The sequence below is a fragment of the Reyranella sp. genome (assembly GCF_965229815.1).
In the GTDB taxonomy this organism is placed as follows: domain Bacteria; phylum Pseudomonadota; class Alphaproteobacteria; order Reyranellales; family Reyranellaceae; genus Reyranella.
Map to the genome: position 1 here is coordinate 1,656,585 of NZ_CBDDJN010000006.1, position 22,176 is coordinate 1,678,760.

21 protein-coding genes and 1 pseudogene are annotated in these 22,176 nt (G+C 69.1%); 11 read left to right on the plus strand and 11 right to left on the minus strand.

Features of this window, described 5'->3' with window-relative positions; all coding sequences use genetic code 11:
* Positions 1–66: 66 nt before the first annotated feature.
* Positions 67–2,232, minus strand: a complete 2,166-nt coding sequence (locus ACO073_RS19270) for an RNA degradosome polyphosphate kinase (RefSeq protein WP_421999412.1) — start codon at positions 2,230–2,232, stop codon at positions 67–69.
* 118 nt (positions 2,233–2,350) lie between these two features.
* Here ACO073_RS19270 and ACO073_RS19275 point away from each other — a divergent pair, with 118 nt between their 5' ends.
* Complete coding sequence (locus ACO073_RS19275; protein ID WP_421999413.1) at positions 2,351–2,875, plus strand: SixA phosphatase family protein; 525 nt, start codon at positions 2,351–2,353, stop codon at positions 2,873–2,875.
* 141 nt (positions 2,876–3,016) lie between these two features.
* On the opposite strand, the gene ACO073_RS19280 is transcribed toward ACO073_RS19275, so the two are convergent.
* From ACO073_RS19280 to ACO073_RS19300, 5 genes are read right to left on the minus strand one after another with little or no spacing between them, the layout of a single operon-like run.
* Positions 3,017–3,796: an SDR family oxidoreductase gene (locus ACO073_RS19280; protein WP_421999415.1), complete on the minus strand. Its 780-nt coding sequence runs from the start codon at positions 3,794–3,796 to the stop codon at positions 3,017–3,019.
* A gap of 10 nt (positions 3,797–3,806) precedes the next feature.
* The gene (locus ACO073_RS19285) at positions 3,807–4,268 is read right to left on the minus strand and encodes a DUF2147 domain-containing protein (RefSeq protein WP_421999416.1); all 462 of its coding nucleotides are present in this window, start codon (positions 4,266–4,268) and stop codon (positions 3,807–3,809) included.
* A 21-nt stretch (positions 4,269–4,289) separates the two neighbouring features.
* Positions 4,290–4,979 carry a hypothetical protein gene (locus ACO073_RS19290; protein ID WP_421999417.1) on the minus strand — a complete coding sequence of 230 codons (690 nt, stop codon included), beginning with the start codon at positions 4,977–4,979 and terminating at the stop codon, positions 4,290–4,292.
* Complete coding sequence (locus tag ACO073_RS19295; protein WP_421999419.1) at positions 4,976–6,058, minus strand: AI-2E family transporter; 1,083 nt, start codon at positions 6,056–6,058, stop codon at positions 4,976–4,978. Before ACO073_RS19295 ends, ACO073_RS19290 begins: the two co-directional genes overlap by 4 nt.
* 22 nt (positions 6,059–6,080) lie before the next feature.
* Positions 6,081–7,169: a DUF2066 domain-containing protein gene (locus tag ACO073_RS19300; RefSeq protein WP_421999421.1), complete on the minus strand. Its 1,089-nt coding sequence runs from the start codon at positions 7,167–7,169 to the stop codon at positions 6,081–6,083.
* 84 nt (positions 7,170–7,253) lie between these two features.
* On the opposite strand from ACO073_RS19300, the gene purM reads away from it, so the two are divergent.
* The 3 genes and pseudogenes from purM to ACO073_RS19315 all read left to right on the plus strand — a co-directional run.
* A complete protein-coding gene (gene purM / locus ACO073_RS19305) occupies positions 7,254–8,342 on the plus strand; it encodes a phosphoribosylformylglycinamidine cyclo-ligase (RefSeq protein WP_421999423.1) in 1,089 nt (362 codons plus the stop codon).
* Positions 8,330–8,980 carry a phosphoribosylglycinamide formyltransferase gene (purN, locus tag ACO073_RS19310; RefSeq protein WP_421999425.1) on the plus strand — a complete coding sequence of 217 codons (651 nt, stop codon included), beginning with the start codon at positions 8,330–8,332 and terminating at the stop codon, positions 8,978–8,980. The genes purM and purN overlap by 13 nt, the downstream gene beginning before the upstream one ends.
* A 31-nt stretch (positions 8,981–9,011) precedes the next feature.
* Positions 9,012–9,221 (plus strand): annotated as a pseudogene (locus ACO073_RS19315) (aa3-type cytochrome c oxidase subunit IV); the annotation flags it as partial.
* A gap of 76 nt (positions 9,222–9,297) precedes the next feature.
* On the opposite strand, the gene ndk reads toward ACO073_RS19315, so the two are convergent.
* A complete protein-coding gene (ndk, locus tag ACO073_RS19320) occupies positions 9,298–9,720 on the minus strand; it encodes a nucleoside-diphosphate kinase (protein WP_421999426.1) in 423 nt (140 codons plus the stop codon).
* 116 nt (positions 9,721–9,836) lie between these two features.
* Between ndk and ACO073_RS19325 the strand changes: the two genes are divergently transcribed.
* Positions 9,837–11,747 (plus strand): ABC-F family ATP-binding cassette domain-containing protein, encoded by a 1,911-nt coding sequence (locus ACO073_RS19325; protein ID WP_421999428.1) that lies wholly within the window; start codon positions 9,837–9,839, stop codon positions 11,745–11,747.
* 2 nt (positions 11,748–11,749) lie between these two features.
* Here the strand turns inward: ACO073_RS19325 and ACO073_RS19330 are convergent, their stop codons facing one another.
* Positions 11,750–12,970: an MFS transporter gene (locus ACO073_RS19330; RefSeq protein ID WP_421999429.1), complete on the minus strand. Its 1,221-nt coding sequence runs from the start codon at positions 12,968–12,970 to the stop codon at positions 11,750–11,752.
* A gap of 180 nt (positions 12,971–13,150) precedes the next feature.
* Here ACO073_RS19330 and ACO073_RS19335 point away from each other — a divergent pair, with 180 nt between their 5' ends.
* Complete coding sequence (locus ACO073_RS19335; protein ID WP_421999431.1) at positions 13,151–14,188, plus strand: cyclase family protein; 1,038 nt, start codon at positions 13,151–13,153, stop codon at positions 14,186–14,188.
* Positions 14,189–14,198: 10 nt separating this feature from the next.
* Positions 14,199–15,296 carry an FkbM family methyltransferase gene (locus ACO073_RS19340; RefSeq protein ID WP_421999432.1) on the plus strand — a complete coding sequence of 366 codons (1,098 nt, stop codon included), beginning with the start codon at positions 14,199–14,201 and terminating at the stop codon, positions 15,294–15,296.
* A gap of 219 nt (positions 15,297–15,515) precedes the next feature.
* Here ACO073_RS19340 and ACO073_RS19345 read toward each other — a convergent pair whose 3' ends face one another.
* Positions 15,516–15,968 (minus strand): DNA polymerase III subunit chi, encoded by a 453-nt coding sequence (locus ACO073_RS19345; RefSeq protein WP_421999434.1) that lies wholly within the window; start codon positions 15,966–15,968, stop codon positions 15,516–15,518.
* Positions 15,969–15,987: 19 nt separating this feature from the next.
* Complete coding sequence (locus tag ACO073_RS19350; RefSeq protein WP_421999436.1) at positions 15,988–17,481, minus strand: leucyl aminopeptidase; 1,494 nt, start codon at positions 17,479–17,481, stop codon at positions 15,988–15,990.
* A gap of 155 nt (positions 17,482–17,636) precedes the next feature.
* Here ACO073_RS19350 and ACO073_RS19355 point away from each other — a divergent pair, with 155 nt between their 5' ends.
* The 4 genes from ACO073_RS19355 to ACO073_RS19370 all read left to right on the plus strand — a co-directional run bounded on the left by ACO073_RS19355 (position 17,637) and on the right by ACO073_RS19370 (position 21,346).
* Positions 17,637–18,968 carry a UDP-glucose dehydrogenase family protein gene (locus ACO073_RS19355; protein WP_421999438.1) on the plus strand — a complete coding sequence of 444 codons (1,332 nt, stop codon included), beginning with the start codon at positions 17,637–17,639 and terminating at the stop codon, positions 18,966–18,968.
* Between the two features lie 11 nt (positions 18,969–18,979).
* The gene (locus tag ACO073_RS19360; protein WP_421999440.1) at positions 18,980–19,564 is read left to right on the plus strand and encodes an NUDIX hydrolase; all 585 of its coding nucleotides are present in this window, start codon (positions 18,980–18,982) and stop codon (positions 19,562–19,564) included.
* 151 nt (positions 19,565–19,715) lie between these two features.
* A complete protein-coding gene (locus ACO073_RS19365; protein WP_421999441.1) occupies positions 19,716–20,561 on the plus strand; it encodes a phytanoyl-CoA dioxygenase family protein in 846 nt (281 codons plus the stop codon).
* 149 nt (positions 20,562–20,710) lie between these two features.
* A complete protein-coding gene (locus ACO073_RS19370; protein ID WP_421999443.1) occupies positions 20,711–21,346 on the plus strand; it encodes a hypothetical protein in 636 nt (211 codons plus the stop codon).
* Positions 21,347–21,354: 8 nt separating this feature from the next.
* Here ACO073_RS19370 and ACO073_RS19375 read toward each other — a convergent pair whose 3' ends face one another.
* Complete coding sequence (locus tag ACO073_RS19375; protein WP_421999445.1) at positions 21,355–22,110, minus strand: class I SAM-dependent methyltransferase; 756 nt, start codon at positions 22,108–22,110, stop codon at positions 21,355–21,357.
* Between the last annotated feature and the right edge of the window lie 66 nt (positions 22,111–22,176).

The window sequence follows — 22,176 nt, forward strand, 5'->3', positions numbered from 1 at the left end:
GTCCCCTCTATCCGAAAGCGCACGGAATTGCAGCGCCGAATCGACCGCGACGCGACGCCGCTGCCGTCAGGAGCTCAGGACCAGCCGGGGGACCGCGCCGCTCAGCTTCAGCGCGCTGCCGCGGCCCGACAGGGAAGGATTCGTCATGAAATACTGGTGGGCGATGAACGGCTCCTTGCTCACCGCGCGGCGGCTGTACGAACCGTCGGACGCCATGATCCAGCTCTGGCCGTCGTCCTTGAGGTTGGCGACCATGATCTGGTCCAGCACCTGCTCGTGCACGGTCGGGTTCTCGACCGGGCAGAACAGCTCGACCCGGCGGTCGAGGTTGCGCGGCATCCAGTCGGCCGAGGACAGGAACACCTTGGCCTCCGGCGAGGGCAGCGGCTTGCCATTGCCGAAGCAGATGATGCGGGCATGCTCGAGGAAGCGGCCGATCATGCTCTTGACCCGGATGTGCTCGCTGAGGCCGGGCATGCCGGGGCGCAGGCAGCAGATGCCGCGGACGACGAGATCGATCTGGACGCCGGCGTTGGACGCGGCATAGAGCCGGTCGATCAGCTCGGGGTCGACCAGCGAATTCAGCTTCGCCCAGATGGCGGCCGGCCGCCCGGCGCGGGCGCCGGCGATCTCCGCATCGATCAGCTCGTAGAGCCTGGGCCGCAGCGTCACCGGCGCGAAGGCGATCTTCTCCATCTTCTCGGGCCGCGCGTAGCCGGTCATGTAGTTGAACAGGCGCGCGGCATCGCGGCCCATCGCCGGGTCACAGGTGAAGAAGGACAGGTCGGTGTAGATGCGGGCGGTGATCGGGTGATAGTTGCCGGTGCCGAAATGAACGTAGGTGCGGATCGACTGGGCCTCGCGGCGCACCACCATCGAGACCTTGGCGTGGGTCTTGAGGTCGATGAAGCCGTAGACGACCTGCACACCGGCGCGCTCGAGGTCGCGCGCCCAGCGGATGTTGGCCTCCTCGTCGAAGCGCGCCTTGAGCTCGACCAGCGCCGTCACGGTCTTGCCGGCCTCGGACGCCGCGATCAGCTCCTTGACGATCGGCGAATCGGCCGAGGTCCGGTACAGGGTCTGCTTGATCGCCACCACCGCGGGATCGCGCGCCGCCTGGCGCAGGAACTGCACCACGACGTCGAAGCTCTCGTAGGGATGGTGGACGACGATGTCCTTGGCGCGGATCGCCGCGAAGCAATCGCCGCCGAAGTCGCGGATGCGCTCGGGGAAGCGCACGGCATAGGGCACGAACTTGAGGTCCGGCCGGTCGTCGACGATCACCGCCTTGACGTCGCCGATGTTGAGCATGCGGTCGAGGTGGAAGACGTGGACCGTTTGGGTCTGGGCCGGGACCTCGAGCTGGTCGAACAGGAAGTCGCGCAGCTCGGCCGGCATGGCGCTGTTGACCGAGATCGAGATCAGGTCGCCGCGGCGACGACGCTTGAGCGCGCTCTCGTAGAGCAGCACCAGGTCCTCGGCCTCCTCGTTGATCTCGACGTCGCTGTCGCGGATGACGCGGAAGAAGGCGCGCTCGATCACCTCGTAGCCGGGAAACAGGCGCGGCAGGTAAATGTCGACCAGATCCTCCAGCGACAGGAAGCGCACGCTCGCGCCCGGCAGCCGCACGAAGCGGTCGACCTGCGGCGGCAGCGGCAGCAGCGCCATCAGCGGCCGCCGGTCGTCCTTGCGCTGCAGCTTGAGGATGGCCGAGAAACCCCCGTTGGGGATGAACGGAAAGGGATGCGCCGGATCGATGGCGAGCGGCGTCAGGATGGGGAAGACCTGCTCGATGAAGTACTGGTCGAGCCAAGCCCGCTCCGTCTCGCTGAGCTCGGACGGATCGAGGACGGTGATGCCGGCCTCGCGCAGCTCGTCCTGCAGGGCCGCCCACACTTCCTGCTGGCGGTCCATCAGCGTCGACGCCCGCTGGCGGATGGCGGAGAGCTGTTCCGCCGGCGTCATCCCGTCGTCGCTGAGCAGGGTGCCGCGGGTCGGCAGCATGTCGACCAGTCCGGCGACCCGGACCATGTAGAACTCGTCCAGATTGTCGGCCGAGATCGACAGGAAGCGCACGCGCTCGAGCAGCGGATGGCGCTTGTTGCTCGCCTCCTCCAGCACCCGCATGTTGAAGGCCAGCCACGACAGTTCGCGATTGATGAAGCGCCGCGGGCTGTCGGGTGCTATCGCAAGGTCGGTAGCCTGAGTGGCGGTGGGACTGGAAGCGTCCATCGCATGCCCCTGCAGGGCACCTCCCGATTGGTTCACGCGTACCGTACCGCCACCGCATGACCATGTCATGGCAATTCAATAAGTGTCTGTCATACAACGATTTTCCAGAGTCCGGCCGGTGAAGACGATCCTCCTCCTCCGACACGCAAAATCCGCCTGGAGCGACCCTCGCCTGGAGGATCACGAGCGGCCGCTCAACCGGCGCGGCGAGCGCGCCGCCGACGACATGGCCGACCACGTGGCCCGACGCGGGCCGCGACCCGACCTGATCCTGTGCTCGACATCGATGCGGACCCGCCAGACCCTGGCGCCGATCGTCAAGAAGATATCGACGCCGGCGCCACCGATCGTCCTGGAGAAGAACCTCTATCTCGCGCCGGCGGAAACGCTGCTCACCCATCTGAGGGCGGCGCCGGACACCGCTTCCACGGTCATGCTCATCGCCCACAATGACGGGATCTGGCAGCTTGCCGAGGCCCTGGCCGGGCGCGGTCCGGCCGAGGCCCTGGCGCGCCTGAAGGAAAAGTACCCGACCGGCGCCCTGGCGACCCTGCGGGTCGCCGACCGGCCGTGGCGGGAGCTCGCCCTGGGCTCGGCCGAGCTCGTCGCCTTCGTCCGCCCGCGCGACCTCAGGGTGGGCTGAGGGTTGCCTGATGCGGGCTCGGTGTCATCCCGAGCGCCGCGAGGGACCTTTGGTTCGGCTTCAAAGGCCCCCTCCCTTCGGCTCCGCTCAGGGCAGGCGCTCCGGCTCGGGATGACAGTGACGAACAGCCTATCGCCGGTCCTAGTAGGTCCCGGGGTACTGGCCGCCGTCCATCAGCAGGTTCTGACCGGTAATGTAGCCGGCGTGCACGCTGCACAGGAAGGCGCAGGCGGCGCCGAACTCCTCGGCCGTGCCGAAGCGTCCGGCCGGGTTCGCCTTGGCGCCCGCCGCGTATTCGTCGTCGTAGCTCTTGCCGCTCTTGGCGGCGCGCGCCTTGTAGGTGCCGCGCAGGCGGTCGGTGGCGAAGGGTCCGGGCAGCAGCCCGTTGATCGTAACGCCGTGGCGAATGGTGACGCGGGCCACGCCGGCGACGAAGCCGGTGAGGCCGCTGCGCGCGCCGTTGCTGAGGCCGAGGATGTCGATCGGCGCCTTCACGGAGCTCGAGGTGATGTTGACGATGCGGCCGAAGCCCCGCTTCATCATGCCGTCGACCGATGCCTTGATGAACTCGATCGGCGTCAGCATGTTGGCGTCGATCGCCTTGATCCAGTCGTCGCGGTTCCAGTCGCGGAAGTCGCCGGGCGGCGGGCCGCCGGCATTGTTGACGATGATGTCGGGCTCGGGACAGGCGGCCAGCACCTCCTTGCGGCCCGCGTCCGTCGTGACGTCGACGGCGATCGGCGTCACCTTCACGCCGGTCTTCTTGCGAATCTCCTCGGCCGTGGCGTCGAGCTCGCTCCTGGTGCGGGCGTTGATCACGAGGTCGACGCCTTCCTGTGCCAGCGCCATGGCGCAGCCCTTGCCCAGTCCCTTGCTCGCCGCGCAGACGATCGCCTTGCGGCCCTTGATGCCCATATCCATTGCGTTTCTCCTAGTTCACCCGTGTCCAGTATTGCGTCTCGCCGAATATCGGGTTGCCCACGAACCCGCGCAGACGCAGCCTGCCGTCGGTTTCGAGGCTGACATTGGCGCTGTACACCTTGCCGTTCTCGCCGTTGTAGATCTTGCCGTCCTCGAAGGACCTGCCGTCCGTCGACGGCTTGAAGCCCCACATGATCGGCATGCCGATGACCTTGCGGGTGCGCTGCGCCGGGTCGGGATTGCGGTAGTCGGTGGCCGCGTCGGGTGCCACGGGCGCGCCGTTCGGCCCCTTGGGATTGACCAGCCCGACGACGGTGCCGCAGAGGGCGCCGGTGGCAGCCTGCGCACAGGGGGCCAGCCGCACATGCGCGAGGCCCGACTGGGTGAGCCAGACGCCCATGACGGAGGCCTGCTGGGCCGACGCGCCGGGGATGGCTGTCGCCAGTGCGACGGCGACGAGCGCCTTCTTCATTCGAATCCTCCCTGTGCGCCTTCAGGAGCGGGCCGACAGCTCCGCCAGAACGTCGGCCGCCAGGCGGCGGTCGATCTCGCGCCGCTCGACGAGCGCGCGACGGTCCAGCGCCGCCACCACCAGGCGGGCCGCGTCGGCCGACCGCTCCATGTGCGACACGAGATAGTGCACGACGCCGGCGCCGGCATGCAATTGCCGATCGGCCAGCTGCTTCAGGATGAGCGAGCCCAGCAGCTCGTCGTCCGGCGCCGCGACGCCAACTGCCGGGGCCGCCCGCAGTCGCGACGCGAGATCGGGCAAGGAGATCGTCCACTGGGCGGGCAGCGCCGGCGCCGTCAGCAGCAGGCTGCCCCGCCGTTCCCGCGCCAGATTGTAGAGATGGAACAGGGCGCGCTCGGGCGCCCGATGGGCCTCCTCGACAACCAGCGCCGGCGAGCCCGCCAGCAGTTCCGCAAGGTCGGCGACGCTCCGCCCCTCGAGGCCCGGCCCGTCCGTCCAGCCTGCGGCGGCCCGCGCCGCCCAGATGTGCGCCAAGTGGGTCTTGCCGCTTCCCGGCGGACCGCCGAGCGCCAGGGCAGGCGCGGGCCAGTCCGGCCAGCGGTCGATCCAGGCCAGCGCTTCGCGGTTGCCCGGCGTCACGACGAAGTCGGCCCGCTCGTAGGTCGGCGGCGGCAGGGCCAGATCGAAGGTGAGCTGGCTCGGCACGCTCACACCGGCTCGTCGCCGCGATAGAGGTCGCTGTCGCGGTAGCGGCCGAGCAGGTAGCGGACCACGACGCCCAGCACCGCCGCAATCGGCACCGCGACGAGGACGCCGACGAAGCCGAACAGGCTGCCGCCGGCCAGCAGCGCGAACATGATCCACACGGGATGGAGCCCCACCCGGTCGCCGACCAGCTTGGGCGACAGGACGTTGCCCTCCAGCATCTGGCCCAGGATGAAGACGACAGCCACCTTGACCACGCCCATCCACTCGGGCGGGAACTGCACCAGCGCCATGCCGAGCGCCATCACCGCGCCGACGAAGGTGCCGACGAAGGGGATGAAGGAGATGGCGCCGGCGATCAGGCCGATCACCAGGCCGAACTGCAGCCCCACGACCGACAGGCCGATGGCGTACATCGCACCCAGCGAGATGCAGACCAGTGCCTGGCCGCGCACGTAACCGGCGATGGCGTCGTTCGATTCGCGGGCGAGGTGCCGGATCGTGTCGGCATGGTCGCGGGGCAGCGCATCGTCGATGGCGGCGAGCAGCCTCTCCCAGTCGCGCAGCAGGTAGAACGTGACCACCGGCGTCAGGAACAGCAGCCCGAGCAGGTTGACCAGGGCGATGCCGCGCTGCGCCACCTGCCCTGCCACGGCGCCGAGGAAGGTCAGCACCTGTCCCGCCCGCTGCGCCACCTCGGACTGGAGCTCCTGCAGGCTGAGCGGCGGCAGGTCGAACCGCTCGCGCAGCGGGTCGATCAGCGGCAGGACATGGCTGGCCAGCTTCACCGTGTAGTCGGGCAGGTTGAGGATCAGGGACTGGAACTGGCCGAACAGCGGCGGCAGGATGGCCATCGCCACGCCGATGGCGATCAGCACGGCGACGATCGTCACCCCCGTCGTCGCCCAGGTGCGCGACAGGCCGAGCCGCTGCAGGCGGGTCACGATGGGATCCAGGAAATACGCGACGACGATGCCGACGACGAACGGCAGGAGGATGTCGTTCAGCAGCCACAGCAGCACCAGGAAGAGGGCGGCGATCGCCACCCAGAAGCGCCACCGGGCAGGTTGACCCGTCGCGCTCATCCGGAGCTCCCGGGAGCGGCGTTCACCGCGCCTGCAGCCGCCACTTGTCCCCTTCCCTGTCCAGCGACAGTCCGGCCTGCGCCAGCACGCGCTGGAGATCCTCGGTCGTGCCGAAATAGTCGAGCCGCAGCTCGGCCCGGTCCGCTTCGAGGTTGCGCACAGCGACGTTGCGCAGCGCCGGCAGGCCGCCCAGCCGCTGACGGATCTGCACCCAGTCGGCCAGGGTGCGGATCGGCACGGTGACGTCGATCGAATCCTGCGCATCGCGACGCACGACGGCGACCTCGCGCCACTGCTCGTCGAGCCGGGCATGCATCTGGCGGGCCGCGTCGGGCAGCTTGGCGGCGTCGGCCACCGTGGCGGCGGGGATCTCGCTGCGCGCGCCCGTCTGGGTGTCGTAGCGCAGCCCCTTCACCGTCAGGGGACCGCCCTCGCGCGGACCGTCGACCACCGCCACGACGATGGTCGGGGCGTTGTAGCGCGCGTTGAGGCGCGCCAGCGCCGACACGTCGCCGATATAGAGCTGCTCCGCCGTCACCGCGCCCTGGTCGGCCCGGTCGCCCCGCACCACCGTCACGGGCACGGCGCTGCCGGTCGTGTCCAGCCCGCGCCAGGCCTCGCGCCAGGGATTGCGCTCGTCGAGAGGCTCGACGCCGGACTGGTCCTTCCACAGCGGCACGACCAGCGCCGCCCGCGGCACCGTCTCGGACACCCGGGCGCCCGACCCGCCCAGCCACGCCTTCACCTGGTCGGGCTGGAAGACGACGTTGAGGGTCGCGCTGTAGCGGCCCGGGGCCGGCCGCTCGCGGACGAACTCGATGCCGCGCACCATGCCTTCGAGGTTGGCGTCGGACGGAATCGACACCCGGGCACGGTCCTGCGGCGCCACCAGGCGGTCGACCAGCATCTGGGCCGCCTTGCGACGGCCCTCCGCCAGACCGATCTGGCGCGCCTGCAGGGGGTCGCTGCCCGTGACGTCGACGTCGACGCCGGTGACGGTGTAGTTGCTGTTCTCCTGGGCCGAGACGCCCCCGGCGAAGGACAGCGACGCCGCCACGAAGGCGGCGGCCAGGAAGAACCAGCGGGTGGAAAACCTGCGCGCAGGCGGCATTGCGGGGGTCCGGTTTTTGGCTATGTTCGCGCCACCTATCTACCACGAACGAGCCCGGCTTGAAGCCCGACGACGCCCCGACCCATGAGTGACCAACAGGGCCACAATCGCCCGCCGCTGACCTACAAGGACGCCGGCGTCGACATCGATGCAGGAGACGATCTCGTCGAGCACATCAAGCCGCTGGCGCGCGCCACGAACCGGCCGGGCGTGATGGGCGGCCTGGGCGGCTTCGGCGGCCTGTTCGACCTCAAGGCGGCGGGCTTCAGCGATCCGATCCTGGTATCGGGCACCGACGGCGTCGGCACCAAGCTCAAGGTCGCGATCGAGGCGGCCATCCCCGACACGGTCGGCATCGACCTGGTGGCGATGTGCGTGAACGACATCGTGGTGCAGGGCGCCGAGCCCCTCTTCTTCCTCGACTACTATGCGAGTGGCCGCCTCGTCGTCGACACCGGACGCCGGCTGGTCGCGGGCATCGCCGAAGGCTGCCGCCGCGCCGGCTGCGCGCTGGTCGGCGGCGAGACCGCGGAGATGCCGGGCATGTATGCCGACGGCGACTACGATCTCGCCGGCTTCGCCGTCGGGGCCGCCGAGCGCGATGCGCTTCTGCCGCGCGCCGACATCGCACCGGGCGACGTCGTGCTGGGCCTCGCCTCCAGCGGCGCCCATTCCAACGGCTACTCGCTGGTGCGCCGCATCGTCGAGCGCAGCGGCCTCGCCTACGACGCCGCCTCGCCGTTCGGCACGGGGACGCTCGGCCAGGCGCTGCTCGAACCGACGCGCCTCTACGTCAAGCCGCTGCTGGCGGCGATCCGCGCCACCGGCGCCATCAAGGGGCTGGCGCACATCACCGGTGGCGGCCTGCCCGGCAACGTGCCGCGCTGCCTGCCGGACGGGCTGCGCGCCCGCCTCGATGCGCGCCAGTGGACCGCGCCGGCGATCTTCTCCTGGCTTCGTTCCGTCGGCCAGGTGCCGACCGACGACATGCTGCGTACCTTCAACTGCGGCCTGGGCATGATCGTGGTCGTGGCCGCCGCCGACGCGGCACGCGTGGCACAGGCCCTGACCGATGCCGGCGAGAGCGTCCGCGAGGTCGGCACCATCGAACGCGGCCCCGACGGCGAGGCCGGCTGCGTGGTCGATCACGCCGACAGCCTATGGCGAAGCTGAAGGTCGGCATCCTGATCTCGGGGCGCGGCAGCAACATGGCCGCGCTGATCGAGGCGGCATCGGCCCCCGACTATCCCGCCGAGGTGGCCTGCGTGGTGAGCAACGTCGCCGACGCCGCCGGCCTCGCCGCGGCGCGCGCCGCCGGCATTCCGGCCACCGCCCTCCCGCACAAGGGCTACCCCGACCGCGAAAGCTTCGACCGCGCGGTGTCGGCCGAGCTGGAGAAGCACGGCGTCGGGCTGGTTGCGCTGGCGGGCTTCCTGCGCATCCAGAGCCCGTGGTTCGTGGCGCGCTGGCAGGACCGGCAGCTCAACATTCACCCCTCGCTGCTGCCATCCTTTCCCGGCCTGCGCGTCCAGCAGCAGGCGCTCGATGCCGGCGTGAAAGTGAGCGGCTGCACGGTCCACTTCGTCACGGCCGATCTCGACGGCGGCCCGATCATCGCCCAGGCCGCCGTGCCGGTGCTGGCCGGCGACACCGCGGACACGCTCGCAGTCCGGATCCTCCGGCAGGAGCATCGCCTCTATCCGCTGGTCGTGCGCTGGTTCGCCGAAGGCCGCCTGTCGGTGAGGGACGGCCGCGCCGGGGTCGCGGGCGTGGCGCCGGGCGCCACCCTGCTCTTCTCGCCCGAGCCCTAGTTCGCTATAAGCGAGCCAGCATTCACGAGGAACAGACATGGCCGACACGCAGGACGACTACCCCGCGCACCTCCACACCTACCAGGCGTTCAACAAGCTCTGCCTGTTCGGGATCCTGTTCGTCATCCTGGTGCTGGCCTGCATGGGCCTGGGCCTGGTCGGCAACGTGCCGGTGCTGGCGCTGCTGCTGGGCATCGGCGGCACGATCGCCCTCCTGGTCGGCGCCGCCGTCCTCGACTGACGCCGGTCGCCCCGACCGGACACAGCAAAGAAAAAGCGGCCCGCGGGCCGCTTTTTTGTGCCTCGACAGGATCCGTTCAGCCGACGATCTCGGAGCCCGCGAAGAAGTAGGCGATCTCGATCGCGGCATTCTCGGCCGAGTCCGAGCCGTGCACCGAGTTGGCCTCGATCGACTCGGCGAAGTCCTTGCGGATGGTGCCGGCGGCGGCGTTGGCCGGGTTGGTGGCACCCATGATCTCGCGGTTCTTCGCGATGGCGTTCTCGCCCTCGAGGACCTGCACGACGACGGGGCCGGAGGTCATGAAGGTGCAGAGATCGTTGAAGAACGGCCGCGCCTTGTGCACGCCGTAGAACTGCTCGGCCTGCTGGCGGCTCATCCAGATGCGCTTCTGGGCGACGACGCGCAGGCCGTTCTCCTCGAACCGGGCATTGATCTTGCCGGTCAGGTTCCGGCGCGTCGCGTCCGGCTTGATGATCGAGAAAGTGCGTTCGACGGCCATAAATCCCTCTTGGGCAGCGTACTTTGTGCGTGTGGGGGCGCCTTATAGACGCGGGGTCCGGCACCGGCAAGCCGGTTGGAGGGCGCACCCTCCGCGTGCTAAAGGCCGCGACCCCCATGCTGCACGTCAACGACCTTTCCTTCCGCCACGGCGAGCGCGTCCTGTTCGATCGCGCCTCGGCGGCCATATCCGACGGCTGGAAGGTCGGTCTGGTCGGCCGCAATGGCGCGGGCAAGTCGACCCTGCTTCGCCTGATCCAGGGCCAGATCGAGGCCGACGGCGGCAACATCAACATGACCGGCCGCATGCGGGTGGGGGCGGTGCCGCAGGACCCGCCGGGCGGCGATATTCCCGTCATCGACGCCGTGCTGGCGGCCGATGTCGAGCGCACCTCGCTGCTGGCAGAGGCCGAGACCTGCCACGACGGGCTGCGGCTGGCGGAAATCCACGCAAGGCTGGACGAGATCGGCTCGGCGTCGGCGCCGGCGCGGGCCGCCTCGATCCTGCATGGGCTCGGCTTCGACAACGAGGCACAGGCACGGCCCTGCGGCGAGTTCTCCGGCGGCTGGCGCATGCGCGTGGCGCTGGCCGGCACGCTGTTCAGCGACCCCGACCTGCTGATCCTCGACGAGCCGTCGAACCATCTCGACATCGAGGCCATGCTGTGGCTCACCGAGCACCTGCGGCGCTTCCGCCACACGCTGCTGATGGTCAGCCACGACCGCGACCTTCTGAACGACGTGTGCGACCACATCGTCCACATCGACCAGCAGAAGCTCGTGACCTACAGCGGCAATTTCGACCGCTTCGAGCGCACCCGCGCCGAACGGCTGGAGCACGATGCCGCGCAGCAGGCCAAGATCGCCGCCCAGCGCAAGCACATGCAGGCCTTCGTCGATCGTTTCAAGGCCAAGGCCAGCAAGGCGCGCCAGGCGCAGTCGCGCATGAAGATGATCGAGAAGCTGGGACCGGTCGCCTCGGTGCCGATCGACGAGAAGATCGCCTTCAGCTTCCCGCCGCCCGACCAGCTCGCCTCGCCGATCGAGACGCTGGACGAGGTCACGGTCGGCTACGGCGACGGCCCGCCGATCCTGCGCAAGATCGACCTGCGCCTCGACATGGACGACCGCATCGCCCTGCTCGGCCAGAACGGCAACGGCAAGTCGACCTTCATCCGCCTCCTGTCCGACCGGCTGCAGCCGCGTGAGGGCCGGGTGCGCAAGCCCTCCAAGCTGCGGGTCGGCTACTTCTCGCAGGACCAGGAAGAGAGCCTCGACTACGAAGGCACGCCGTTCCAGCACATGGCCAACGCGCTCGGGCCGGGCGCCGGGGAAACCAAGGTGCGTGCCCAGCTCGGCCGCTTCGGCTTCAGCCGCGACCGCGCCGACCTCAAGGTCGGCCTGATGTCGGGCGGCGAGAAGACGCGGCTGTTGCTGGCGCTCGCCACCCGCAGCGCCCCTCACCTGCTGCTGCTCGACGAGCCGACGAACCATCTCGACATGGACGCGCGCGCCTCGCTGGTCGATGCGATCAACGACTTCGACGGCGCCGTCGTGCTGGTGAGCCACGACACGCATCTGGTGAAGATGGTCGCCGACCAGCTCTGGGTGGTGGCCGGCGGCAAGGTCACGCCGTTCGACGGCGACATCGACGACTACCAGAGCGCGCTCCTGCGCGAGCGCTCCGGCGGCAAGGGCGGCAAGACGGGGAAACGCGAGCGCGAGGCCGCGGCCCCCGTGGAGGCCACGCCCGAGCCGGCCCCGAAGAAGGAGCAGCGCAAGCAGTCGGCGGATTCACGGGCCCGGCGGGCCCCGCTCAAGAAGACGCTCGACACGCTGGAGAAGAGCATCGCCAGGCTCAACAAGCAGCGCAGCGACATCGAGGCCCGGCTAGGCGCCCCGGAGACCTACAGCGACCCGTCGGTCAATGTCGCCGACCTGCAGCGCGAGAAGGTGCGGCTGGAGCGCGAGATCGCCCATGCCGAGCACGAGTGGCTGGTGACGCAGGAAGCCTACGAAGCGGCCTGAGCCTACTCCGCCGCGGCGGGCGCGACGGTCGGCACCGTGTTCTGGCGAATCGCCATGACCAGGCCGGCATTGATCACGTAGAGCGTCACGGCGATCCAGAAGATCGCGCTCGGCACGCCGTGGGTCATGAGATAGCCGAACACCGGCGGCGCGAGGAACGAGCCGACGTCGAGGCCGGAATAGACGAAGCCGAAGACCTTGCCCGACGCGCCCGGCGGGGTCGCGCTGCGCACGATCATGTCACGCGACGGGCCGGTCACCCCACCGGCGGCACCGGCCAGGGCCAGGAGCGGCAGCAGCAGGCCGGCCGGCACGGTCTGGGTGGCGATCGGCAGGGTGAGCGCGCCGGCGACCAGCAGCCCCCAGGTGGCGACGCGGTCGTGGCGGCGCACCCGGTCGGCGAAGAAGCCCCCGACCAGGACGCCGGCCGCCGAGCCGACGATGAAGACGATGAGGCAGAGCGCGGCGAAGTTCTCGCTGACGCCGAACATGGTGGTCCAGGCCGGCACGGCGAACTGCTGGATGCCGACCGTGTTGGCGGCGATCAGCGCGAAGTAGACCAGGCAGAGCAGGATGGCCGGCTGCAGGAAGATCGCCCTCAGCGAAACGCCGGCCTGCGCCGCGGCCGCCCGGACCTTGACCCGGTGGTCGACCAGGGTGGTTCGGTGGGACGCGACCAGGACGGCCAGGATCAGGCCGGGCAGCGCGCCGATCACCGCCGCCCCCACCCAGCCGAACATGCTGTCGAGGAAGTACATGACGGGGGCCGCCGCCCAGCCGAGCGAGCCGCCCACGCCATGGATGCTGTAGGCTCGTCCCAGACGGCCCTGGTCGACCGAGGCGTTCAGGAGCGCGAAGTCCGCCGGATGGAAGACCGAATTGCCGATGCCGGCGAAGACCGCGATGGCCGCGAAGCCGACGAAGGAGTGCGCCAGGGAGACGAGCGCCAGGGCGATCGCCACCGTGGCGAGGCCGAACGACAGGATGGGGCGTGCGCCGAAGCGGTCGACGGCAAACCCCGCCATGGTCTGGCAGATGCCGGACACGCCGTAGAAGATGCCGCCCAGCAGGCCGATATCCTCGAACTCCAGCCCCGCCTCCTGGCGCACGATCAGGAGCATCGTGACGAAGGCGAGCTGGTAGTAGTGGCTGGCGCCGTGGGCGGCGCCGATCAGGCTGATGACGCGGACGTCGCGGGACGCGGGAACGGCGGCAACGGACATGGCGGCGGATCATAGTCCATACCGGGGGGCCGCGTCGGCGGAATTCCGCGCAGGAGCCATGCGCCCGGAATGTTGCGCTGCACTGCGATGCCGCAGCGTATCGCGGCACGACGGGCCGCGAGCGGTTCCCTCCGACCGAGAGCCGCTCTAGTCTCCCCGCCCTCTGAAGGGAGATCTGCAATGAAGCGCTGGAAGCACCGCCCCGAGGGCTCGACCTGGGGCGACTGGGGCGACGACGATCAGCTCGGCCGGCTCAACCTCATCACGCCGAAGAAGGTCCTGGAGGGCATCGCCGAGGTCAAGGAGGGCCTCTCCTTCTGCCTCTCCCTGCCCCTCGACCTGCCCGGCGGCAACGTGCTGAACGCGCGCCGCCTCCCGCCCGTCCTGTCGCCGACCGGCGACGAGAACGGCTGGCGCTTCAACTTCCACACCAGCTCGATCAACCCGCTGTTCGTCGACGTGGCGAGCGACGACCGCGTGATCCTGACGCTGCAGTACTCGACCCAGTGGGACACGCTGGCCCATGTCGGCGGCTTCTTCGACGCCGACGGCGACGGCGTGCCCGAGCCGCTCTACTACAACGGCTTCAAGGCCGGCACCGACGTGGTCGGCCCGCAGCCCGATGCCGGCCGCGACGGTTGCGGTCATCTCAGCTACGCCCACAAGCTCGGCGTCGAGAACATGGCGGCCAAGGCGATCCAGGGCCGCGCGGTGCTGGTCGACCTCGAGAAGCATTTCGGCCGCGACCACCACCATGTGAGCTACGACGACTTCCGCAAGGTGCTGGAGGCCGACAAGGTGGTGGTCGAGCCGGGCGACATGCTGCTGCTCTACACCGGTTTCACCGACGAGATCGTCAAGATGAACAAGAAGGTCGATCCCGCCCGCGCCCATGCAATGTGCAGCGTGCTCGACGGCCGCGACCAGCGCCTGCTGCAGTGGATCACCGACAGCCAGATCTCGGCGCTGATCGCCGACAATTACGGCGTCGAGGCGGTGCCGGCCCTGCCCGGCCCCGACAGCGCCGAGCACCCCTCGCTGCCGCTGCACAATCACTGCCTGTTCAAGCTCGGCCTGAACCTGGGCGAGATCTGGTGGCTGAAGGACCTGGCGCTGTGGCTGCGCGACCGCAAGCGCTCCCGCTTCCTCCTGACGGCGCCGCCGCTGCGCCTGCCCGGCGCGGTCGGATCGCCTGCAACGCCGGTGGCGACCGTGTAGTCTGGCCGGCATGGCCCTGCCGTTCGCGGCGCTCATCGCCGAAAGACTCGGGACGGACCCGTTCAGGCTGCTCGACATCGGCTGTTCGGGCGGGATCGATCCCGTCTGGCGCTCGTTCGAGCCGCACCTGCAGGCGATCGGGATCGACGCCAGCGTGACCGAGTGCCGGCGGCTCGCCGAGCAGGAGCGCAACCCGGCGGTCGCCTACGTGGCGGCCTTCGCGGCGCGGACCGCCGACAAGCCGGTCGACATCTCGGCCGGTCCGGCGGCGCCGCTGATCATGCGCATGCGCGACCGGCTGAGCTTCATGCGCACGCGCGAGATCCGCGAGGCGCGGCTCCAGTCGGCCTCGACCGAGGAGCAGCTGCGGCACAATGCCTGGGAGATGACCGGCCTCGCCGACCCGGCCCGGCCCGTCGTCGCCCCCGACCTGCTGGCCGAGCGCGGCTGGACCGACCTCGACTATCTGAAGCTCGACGTCGACGGCGCGGACTGGGAGATCCTGCAGTCCTTCGCCGGCCGCTTCGAGCCGCTCGGCGTCGTCGCCGTCCAGCTCGAGGTCAACTTCATCGGCACCGAGGGACCCGACGACCACACGTTCCACAACACCGACAGGTTCATGCGGGCGCAGGGCTTCGATCTCTTCCGGCTCGACGTGCGCAGCTTCTCGACCCGCGCCCTGCCCGCCCGCTACATCTGGCCGACACCGGCCGAGACCGTGTCGGGCCGTCCCTTTCAGGGCGAGGCCTACTACGCGCGCGACGTGCTGGCCCCGCACCGGGCGGCCGAGGCCGCCCGGTTCGACGCCGTCAAGCTGGCCAAGCTCGCCGCGGTCCTCGCCGCCTGGGACGTGCCGGACGCCGCCGCCGAGCTGCTGCTGGCGCGGCGGGCCGCGCTGGCGCCGCTGGTCGACATCGACCGCGGCCTCGACCTGCTGGCCGCCCAGACGCAGAAGCAGCGCCGCCGCCCGCTCGGCTACCGCGACTACATGGCCTCGTTCGAAGCCGACCTGCCCGGCTTCTATCGCCCCGAGGGCCCGATCCCGATGTCGGAGCGGCTGAAGTCGGCCTGGCGCGGCTGGTGGTACCCGCGCGAGAAACGGCAGTAGGGTCGCGACATGCGTTTGCTGGGAGCGCGCCGCTCCAGTGGCGCTCTTCCTCATGGCTTCGAAACCCCATGAGCGGCACAGAGTGCCGCGCTCCCAGCCGTGAGCCTTCGCGAGAGGCGCTCGTGATGTCTCATCGGAGCGCGGACCTCCAGGTCCGCTCATCTCATGAAAGCGGACCTGGAGGTCCGCGCTCCGTCAGGAGTGGCACCGGCGGTCGGATCAGGCCTTCTTCTCCCAGCCGCCGGCCGGGGTCTGCTGCCAGTAGACGACCGTGTGGCCGGCCGCCTTGTAGGCCTTCCAGCGCTCGCGCGAATCGGCAACCGCCGCCTCGTCGCGGCCGTCGAACAGCTCGAAGCAGCGGCGATAGTCGGCGACCCGCTCGGAGCGGGCGCGGTCGGCAACGAACAGGAAGCCGGCGCCGTTGGGATTCTCGTCGAGATGGGTCAGCCAGACCGGCTGGCGATCGGCCTCGCCGTCGCGCGCCGCGCCGTGCGGCAGGAACCCGTCGGGATCGTAGGTCCAGAGATGGGTGTTGAGCGCATCGACGCGCTCGGGCGAACCCAGCATCACGACGGCGCGCTCGCCCGCCTGCAGGGTCTTCGCCAGCAGGCGGGGCAAGGCATCCTCGAGCGACGAGCGGGTGAGGTGATAGAAATTGACCTCTGTCGCCATCCGCCCGTCCCCGCCTCCGTCAGCGCTCGTAGGTCTCGGCGATCCAGGAATCGAGCAGCCGGACGCCGTAGGCCGTGGCGCCCTTGGGCGTCGTGCTGTCGCCCTTGTTCGACCAGGCCACGCCGGCGATGTCGAGATGCGCCCACGCCACGCCGTCCTGCACGAAGCGCTGCAGGAACTGCGCCGCGGTGATCGAGCCGCCGTCGCGGCCGCCGCCGACGTTCTTCATGTCGGCGATGTCGGAGTCGATCAGCTTGTCGTACTTCGGGCCGAGCGGCATGCGCCACAGCTTCTCGCCGATCGCCGCGCCGGCGGCGCGGAGCTGGTTGGAAAGCGGCGTGTTGTTGGAGAACATGCCGGCACGCTCGTGGCCGAGCGCGACGATGATGGCGCCGGTCAGCGTCGACAGCTCGACCATGGCCTGCGGCTTGAACCGCTCCTGGGCGTACCACATGGCGTCGCACAGGATCAGCCGCCCCTCGGCATCGGTGTTGATGACCTCGATGGTCTGGCCCGACATGCTCTTCACCACGTCGCCGGGCCGCTGGGCGTTGCCGTCGGGCATGTTCTCGACGAGGGCGCAGATTCCCACGACGTTGACCCGCGCCTTGCGGGCGGCGAGCAGGCGCATGGCGCCCGTGACGGCGCCGGCACCGCCCATGTCCCACTTCATGTCTTCCATGCCGCCGGCGGGCTTCAGCGAGATGCCGCCGGTGTCGAAGCACACGCCCTTGCCGATCAGGGCGATCGGCTTCTGGGTCTTCGGCCCCTTCATCCAGCGCATGACCAGGAGCTGCGAATCGCGAACGCTGCCCTGCCCGACGCCCAGCAGCGCATGCATGCCCAGCTTCTTCATCTGGGCCTCACCCATGATCTCGACCTGGAGGCCGAGCTTGGCGAGCGCGCGCGCGCGCCGCGCGAACTCCGCGGGATAGAGGACGTTTGCCGGCTCGCTCACGAGGTCGCGTGCGAAGAACACGGAATCGACGATCGGCTCCAGGCGGCCCCAGGCGCGCTTTGCCTCGGCGGGCTCGGAGACGTAGACGGTCATCTTCTCGAGCGACAGCTTCTGCTCGGGCTTGTCCTTGGTCTTGTAGCGGTCGAAGCGGTAGTTGCGCAGCCGAGCGCCCAGCGCGATGCGGGCGGCGATCTCGGCCGGCGACAGCCGGCAGCCCTTCACGGAATCGACCACGACGCTCGCGGCCTTCTGGCCGCTGGCGTTGGCCTCCGCCGAGAGCAGGCCACCCATCGATTCGGCGGCCCGGGCATCGAGGTCGTTGGGCTTTCCGACGCCCAGCAGGGTGACGCGCGCCAGCCGCGAAGACGGCGCCAGCAAGGTCAGCGACTGGCCCTTGGCGCCGGTGAAGCGGCCGGACGCCATGGCTCGGCCGAGCGCCCCGCCGAGCGCCTTGTCCACCGACTGTGCGCCCGCAAGAAGCTGCTTGTCGGCCGCGACCATTGCCGCAACGTTGCCAGAAAAGGCCTTCGGAATGGCCAGAAATTCCACTTTCATTCGATTCCCCGATGATAACGCGCCGGTGAGGAGGATATTTCCCCGCTGCGACGCGGCGGCGCAAGCCGCATCTCGCCATGGCAAAACCCGCAAGATTCGGGTGGCGTCCGATGGCGGCCGACAGTATCAGTACCGGCCCCCGAATGGACAAGGAAATGACTGCAGCAACCCTTCCCCGCGTGTCGGTCGTCGGCCTCGGCAAGCTCGGCGCCCCGCTGGCCGCCGTCCTGGCCAGCCGCGGCTTCACGGTCATCGGCCTCGACGTCAGCAAGGTCCTGGTGGACTCCCTCAACGCCGGCAAGATGCCGATCGTCGAGCCGCAGCTGAACGAGCTGATCGCCGCCAACAAGGAGCGGCTCTCGGCCACGATGGACCCCAACGAAGCCATCCAGAAGAGCGACGCGACCTTCGTGATCGTGCCGACCCCGTCGGACAGCACCGGCTTCTTCTCGAACCGCTTCGTGCTGCAGGCGATGGAATCGCTGGGCAAGGCGCTGCGCGGCAAGAAGGGCTACCACATGGTCAACATCACCAGCACGGTGATGCCCGGCAGCACCGGCGGCGAGATCAAGGACGCGCTCGAGGCGGCCTCGGGCCGCAAGGTCGGCGCGGATCTCGGCCTCTGCTACAATCCGGAGTTCATCGCGCTCGGCAGCGTGGTGCGCGACATGCTCTACCCGGATTCGATCCTGATCGGCGAGAGCGACACCAAGGCCGGCGACATGCTGCAGACCATCTACCTGCAGATGTGCGAGAAGAAGCCGCCGGTGCAGCGCATGAACTTCGTCAGTGCCGAGCTGACCAAGATCTCGGTGAATACCTACGTCACGACCAAGATCTCCTACGCCAACATGCTGGCCGACATCTGCGATCGCCTGCCCGGCGCCGACGTCGACGTCGTGACCAAGGCGCTGGGCGCCGACACCCGCATCGGCTCGAAGTACCTCAAGGGCGCGATGGGCTATGGCGGCCCCTGCTTCCCGCGCGACAACGTCGCCTTCGCAGCCCTTGCCCGCAAGATCGGCGCCCGCGCCGACGTCGCCGAGGCCACCGACCGCATCAACAACCACCAGATCGAGCGGCTGACCGCGCTGGTCGGCAAGTTCGCCAAGGCGGGCACGCGCATCGCCCTGCTCGGCCTCTCCTACAAGCCGCAGACGCCGGTCGTCGAGGAAAGCCACAGCGTCAAGCTGGCGGCTAAGCTCGCCGACGCGGGCTACATCGTCTCGGTGCACGATCCGCTGGCCCAGGACGCCGCCCTGGCGGTGCTGGGCGACAAGGTCGTCGGCGCCTCGTCGTTGGAAGGCGCGGTCCGCGGCTGCGACCTGCTGATCGTCGCCACCGGCTGGCCCGAGTACAAGGCGATCGACCCGGCCTGGTGCAAGCGCGACGGCCAGCGCCTGACCATCCTCGACCTCTGGCGCACCCTGCCGGCCGAGAAGTTCGAGGCGGTGGCGGACGTCCTCTACCTCGGGTCGGGGCGCTAGCCCCGCGCGCCATGGCCGATCCGGACGGGAAGCGGCCATGGCGGGTCCTGAACACCGCCTATCCGGTCGCCGACCGCTGGCTGCGCCTGCGCACCGACCTCGTCCAGACGGCGGGCGGAAGGCGCCTGTCGCTACCGCCGGTGATCGAGCATCCGGACTGGGTCGACGTGGTGGCCCTCACCCCCGACGACACGGTCGTGCTGGTCAGCCAGTACCGCCATGCGGTGGGCGAGGTCCGCATCGAGTTCCCGGCCGGTACCGTGGAAGCCGGCGAACCGCCCCTCTCGGCCATCCGGCGGGAATTGCTGGAGGAAACCGGCTACGCCAGCGACGACTGGCACCTGCTGGGCTCGGCGCCGGTCTGTCCCGCCGTCCAGGACAACCGGATCTTCTCCTACCTCGCCCTGGGCGCCCGGCGCGTCGCCGACCAGACCCTCGACGCGGGCGAGGCGATCCGCGCCTTCGAGATGCCCCTCGATCAGTTCCTGGCGGGCGTGGAGGCCGGCGGCATCGAGCTGCCTGCCCTCCAGCTTGCCGGCCTGTGGTGGCTGCGGGCCCGCCTCGGAGGGCGTAGCGGACGCGGACCTTCCCCTTGAGCGCCTCGTCGCCCGTCGCTGCGACAAGGAGAGCCTGCGCCGAGAGGCCGACACTCGGGTTCACGCCGCGCTGCCGACTCTTTGTCGCCTTGCCGTGTCTGAAGCTCCGGTGGCACCATGAATCCGTCACGAACGTCCGGGTCAGTCGTCGATGAAGACTTCATACGAAGAGAGCGGATTTCAGTTGTTCCGGGGCGCGTGGCCTCGCGAGGAGATCGGCGCCCTGGGCGACATGGCCTACGACCTGCTGACGCCGTATCGCGGCAAGATCCTGAGGCAGAACGGCCAGCTCGAGTTCAACCAGTTCCTCCCCCAGGACGGCTATCAGCACTGGGGGACCGATCACGGCAGCTACACCGTGCTGATCTCGAATCCGATCCTGAACGGCCACATCTCGCTTCCCGAAGGACTCGAGCCTCTTTCACAGGGCTTGCGCAGGCTCATCACGTCGCCCGCGCTGTTCGAGCGGTTGCACGGGCTGGATGGCGCCAAGCACTACACCGTGCATCAGACGATCCTGTTCATCGCCTCCCAGACGACCGGCATGCATCTCGACAGCTGGTCGGTCGACACCGCTCCCCACGGCTTCTCGCACACCGTCTGGATCCCGCTGCAGGACATGACGCAGGAATCGGGCGTGCCATGCGTCGTCCCCTGGCCACGCGACAAGGTCGTCACCGAGGCGGAGCTCGGCCTCTCGTCGGACCTTTCCTTTGGCGAGCGGTACGATCGCTACCAGACGGCATTGGCGAAGAGGATCGCCGACAGTTCGCCCATCATCGTCACCTCCTTCATGCGCCAGGGCGACTTCATGGCCTGGTCGTCCCTGACGCCGCATTGCACCCTTCCGTCGCGGCCGCGCTATGCGCGACGCGTCTCCCTGCAGCTCCTGCTCCGGCCATCCCACATGCGATGGGGCAACTTCGCGACGCAGCCCGCGGAGCTGACGCCGGACCGGGCCGAGAAGGTGTCCGATCGCTTCTCGTTCATCGTCTGAAAGTGGACGAATGCTGCCGCCGTCTGCTAATAGGCCCGCGGCGCGTTCCCGAACGCACAGTCGATGGCACGCCACCTGCGTAGAGGTTGACGATGGGCATCGGCCCTGACCTGTTCCGTCGATACCTGGATTGGCATCGTGAAGGCTGGTTGAGCAAGGGCGACGGGGTCCTCGATCTCGGCGCCCAGGAGCTCGTGTGCGGCTCTGCGCCGGACTACATCAACCGCTTCGTGACCGAACTCGGAGGCCAGCCGTTTGCCGAGGACCATCTGCGGCGCATCGCCGATGGCGGCTACGCGGGCGAGGTTCTCATGCGGGCCGGCCTTCGCTACGCCTCGATCGACTACAAGGAGTTTCCGTTCACGATCCGGCTCGACCTCAATCGCGACGGCCTGCCGCCCGAGCACCACGGGCGGTACCGCCTGGTCACCAACCACGGCACGAGCGAGCACATCCTCAACCAGTGGAACGTCTTCCAGACGATGCACGACGCCGCCGTCGAAGGCGCGCTGCTGTTTCACTGCGTGCCCTTCTGCGGCATGTTCGAGCATGGCATCGTCAACTACAATGCAAAGTTCTGGTGGGCCCTGTCGGAAGCCAATGCCTACCGGATCGTGAAGATGTGGACGTGGAGCGACGGCGAGCCGACGCCGGTCCCGGAAAGCTTCGTGAGCCAGATCGACGATATCGCTTCCCTGCGGGCTTCGAGCGCGACGATCTCGGTGCTTTTCCAGAAGACGAGAAACCAGCCCTTCGCGGGCCTGATCGATCCCGCCTTCCGCTGAGCTCTCGCCTATAGTCCGAAGGCCGAGCGAATCCGCTGCAGCACGGAGGGCGATGCGTGCACGGCGGCGGGTTGCGGCGCAGCCACCGGCGTCGCGGGCGCCGGCTCGGCCGCCGGACCTGCCGCGGGTTCCGCGGCCACCGCGGCGCGGCGCTGGAGCGCGATGTCGCAATACAGTCCCTGATCGAGCGCGAACCCGACGACCTGCCAGCCGCCGTTCACGACCATGTCGTTGACGACCGGAACGATGCCGTAGTTGGCATGATTGTGGTCGATCAGCATGTAGTCGTTGAACACCAGATAGCCGGAGTCCTTGATCATCTGCGCGCCGAGCTCGGCGTCGGCCTTGACGAAATCATAGTTGTGATTGCCGTCGATATAGACCAGGTCGAAGGAATGGTCGGTGTGGCCGCGCAAGGTCTCGCCGCTCGCCCCTTCGACGACGGTGACGACGTCGCCATGGACCGCCATCTCGCGTTCGTAGAACTGGCGATGGGTCAGGCCGTCGAAGAGCTGATGGCCCGTCATCCCGTTCCAGTCCTGCTCGAGATGCCCGGTGAAGATATCGAAGGCCAGGAACTGGCGCGGCTGCAGGAGCTCGACAAGGATCTTCGAGAACGCGGCCCGCCAGACGCCGATCTCGGCAACCTTGCCGCCCTTAGGCACGGGCAGCCCGGCAATCTGGTCGTAGCGATTGGCGAAGAGCCGCGCGCCGCTGACATGTTCGGCCCGGATCGCCGGGTATGCGGGCCACCGGCTATCCATTGCGCTCTCCAAAGGCCATTCTCGAAGTCTCCCCCATCGTCCACGCGCGTCCCGGCAACAAACCCG

Bases quoted from the DNA above. Each gene is read 5' to 3' on its own strand.
- ACO073_RS19270 (WP_421999412.1), bottom strand. From the start codon at position 2,232: ATGGACGCTTCCAGTCCCACCGCCACTCAGGCTACCGACCTTGCGATA.
- ACO073_RS19280 (WP_421999415.1), bottom strand. From the start codon at position 3,796: ATGGATATGGGCATCAAGGGCCGCAAGGCGATCGTCTGCGCGGCGAGC.
- ACO073_RS19285 (WP_421999416.1), bottom strand. From the start codon at position 4,268: ATGAAGAAGGCGCTCGTCGCCGTCGCACTGGCGACAGCCATCCCCGGC.
- ACO073_RS19295 (WP_421999419.1), bottom strand. From the start codon at position 6,058: ATGAGCGCGACGGGTCAACCTGCCCGGTGGCGCTTCTGGGTGGCGATC.
- ACO073_RS19300 (WP_421999421.1), bottom strand. From the start codon at position 7,169: ATGCCGCCTGCGCGCAGGTTTTCCACCCGCTGGTTCTTCCTGGCCGCC.
- purM (WP_421999423.1), top strand. From the start codon at position 7,254: ATGAGTGACCAACAGGGCCACAATCGCCCGCCGCTGACCTACAAGGAC.
- purN (WP_421999425.1), top strand. From the start codon at position 8,330: ATGGCGAAGCTGAAGGTCGGCATCCTGATCTCGGGGCGCGGCAGCAAC.
- ndk (WP_421999426.1), bottom strand. From the start codon at position 9,720: ATGGCCGTCGAACGCACTTTCTCGATCATCAAGCCGGACGCGACGCGC.
- ACO073_RS19325 (WP_421999428.1), top strand. From the start codon at position 9,837: ATGCTGCACGTCAACGACCTTTCCTTCCGCCACGGCGAGCGCGTCCTG.
- ACO073_RS19330 (WP_421999429.1), bottom strand. From the start codon at position 12,970: ATGTCCGTTGCCGCCGTTCCCGCGTCCCGCGACGTCCGCGTCATCAGC.
- ACO073_RS19335 (WP_421999431.1), top strand. From the start codon at position 13,151: ATGAAGCGCTGGAAGCACCGCCCCGAGGGCTCGACCTGGGGCGACTGG.
- ACO073_RS19340 (WP_421999432.1), top strand. From the start codon at position 14,199: ATGGCCCTGCCGTTCGCGGCGCTCATCGCCGAAAGACTCGGGACGGAC.
- ACO073_RS19345 (WP_421999434.1), bottom strand. From the start codon at position 15,968: ATGGCGACAGAGGTCAATTTCTATCACCTCACCCGCTCGTCGCTCGAG.
- ACO073_RS19350 (WP_421999436.1), bottom strand. From the start codon at position 17,481: ATGAAAGTGGAATTTCTGGCCATTCCGAAGGCCTTTTCTGGCAACGTT.
- ACO073_RS19355 (WP_421999438.1), top strand. From the start codon at position 17,637: ATGACTGCAGCAACCCTTCCCCGCGTGTCGGTCGTCGGCCTCGGCAAG.
- ACO073_RS19360 (WP_421999440.1), top strand. From the start codon at position 18,980: ATGGCCGATCCGGACGGGAAGCGGCCATGGCGGGTCCTGAACACCGCC.
- ACO073_RS19365 (WP_421999441.1), top strand. From the start codon at position 19,716: ATGAAGACTTCATACGAAGAGAGCGGATTTCAGTTGTTCCGGGGCGCG.
- ACO073_RS19375 (WP_421999445.1), bottom strand. From the start codon at position 22,110: ATGGATAGCCGGTGGCCCGCATACCCGGCGATCCGGGCCGAACATGTC.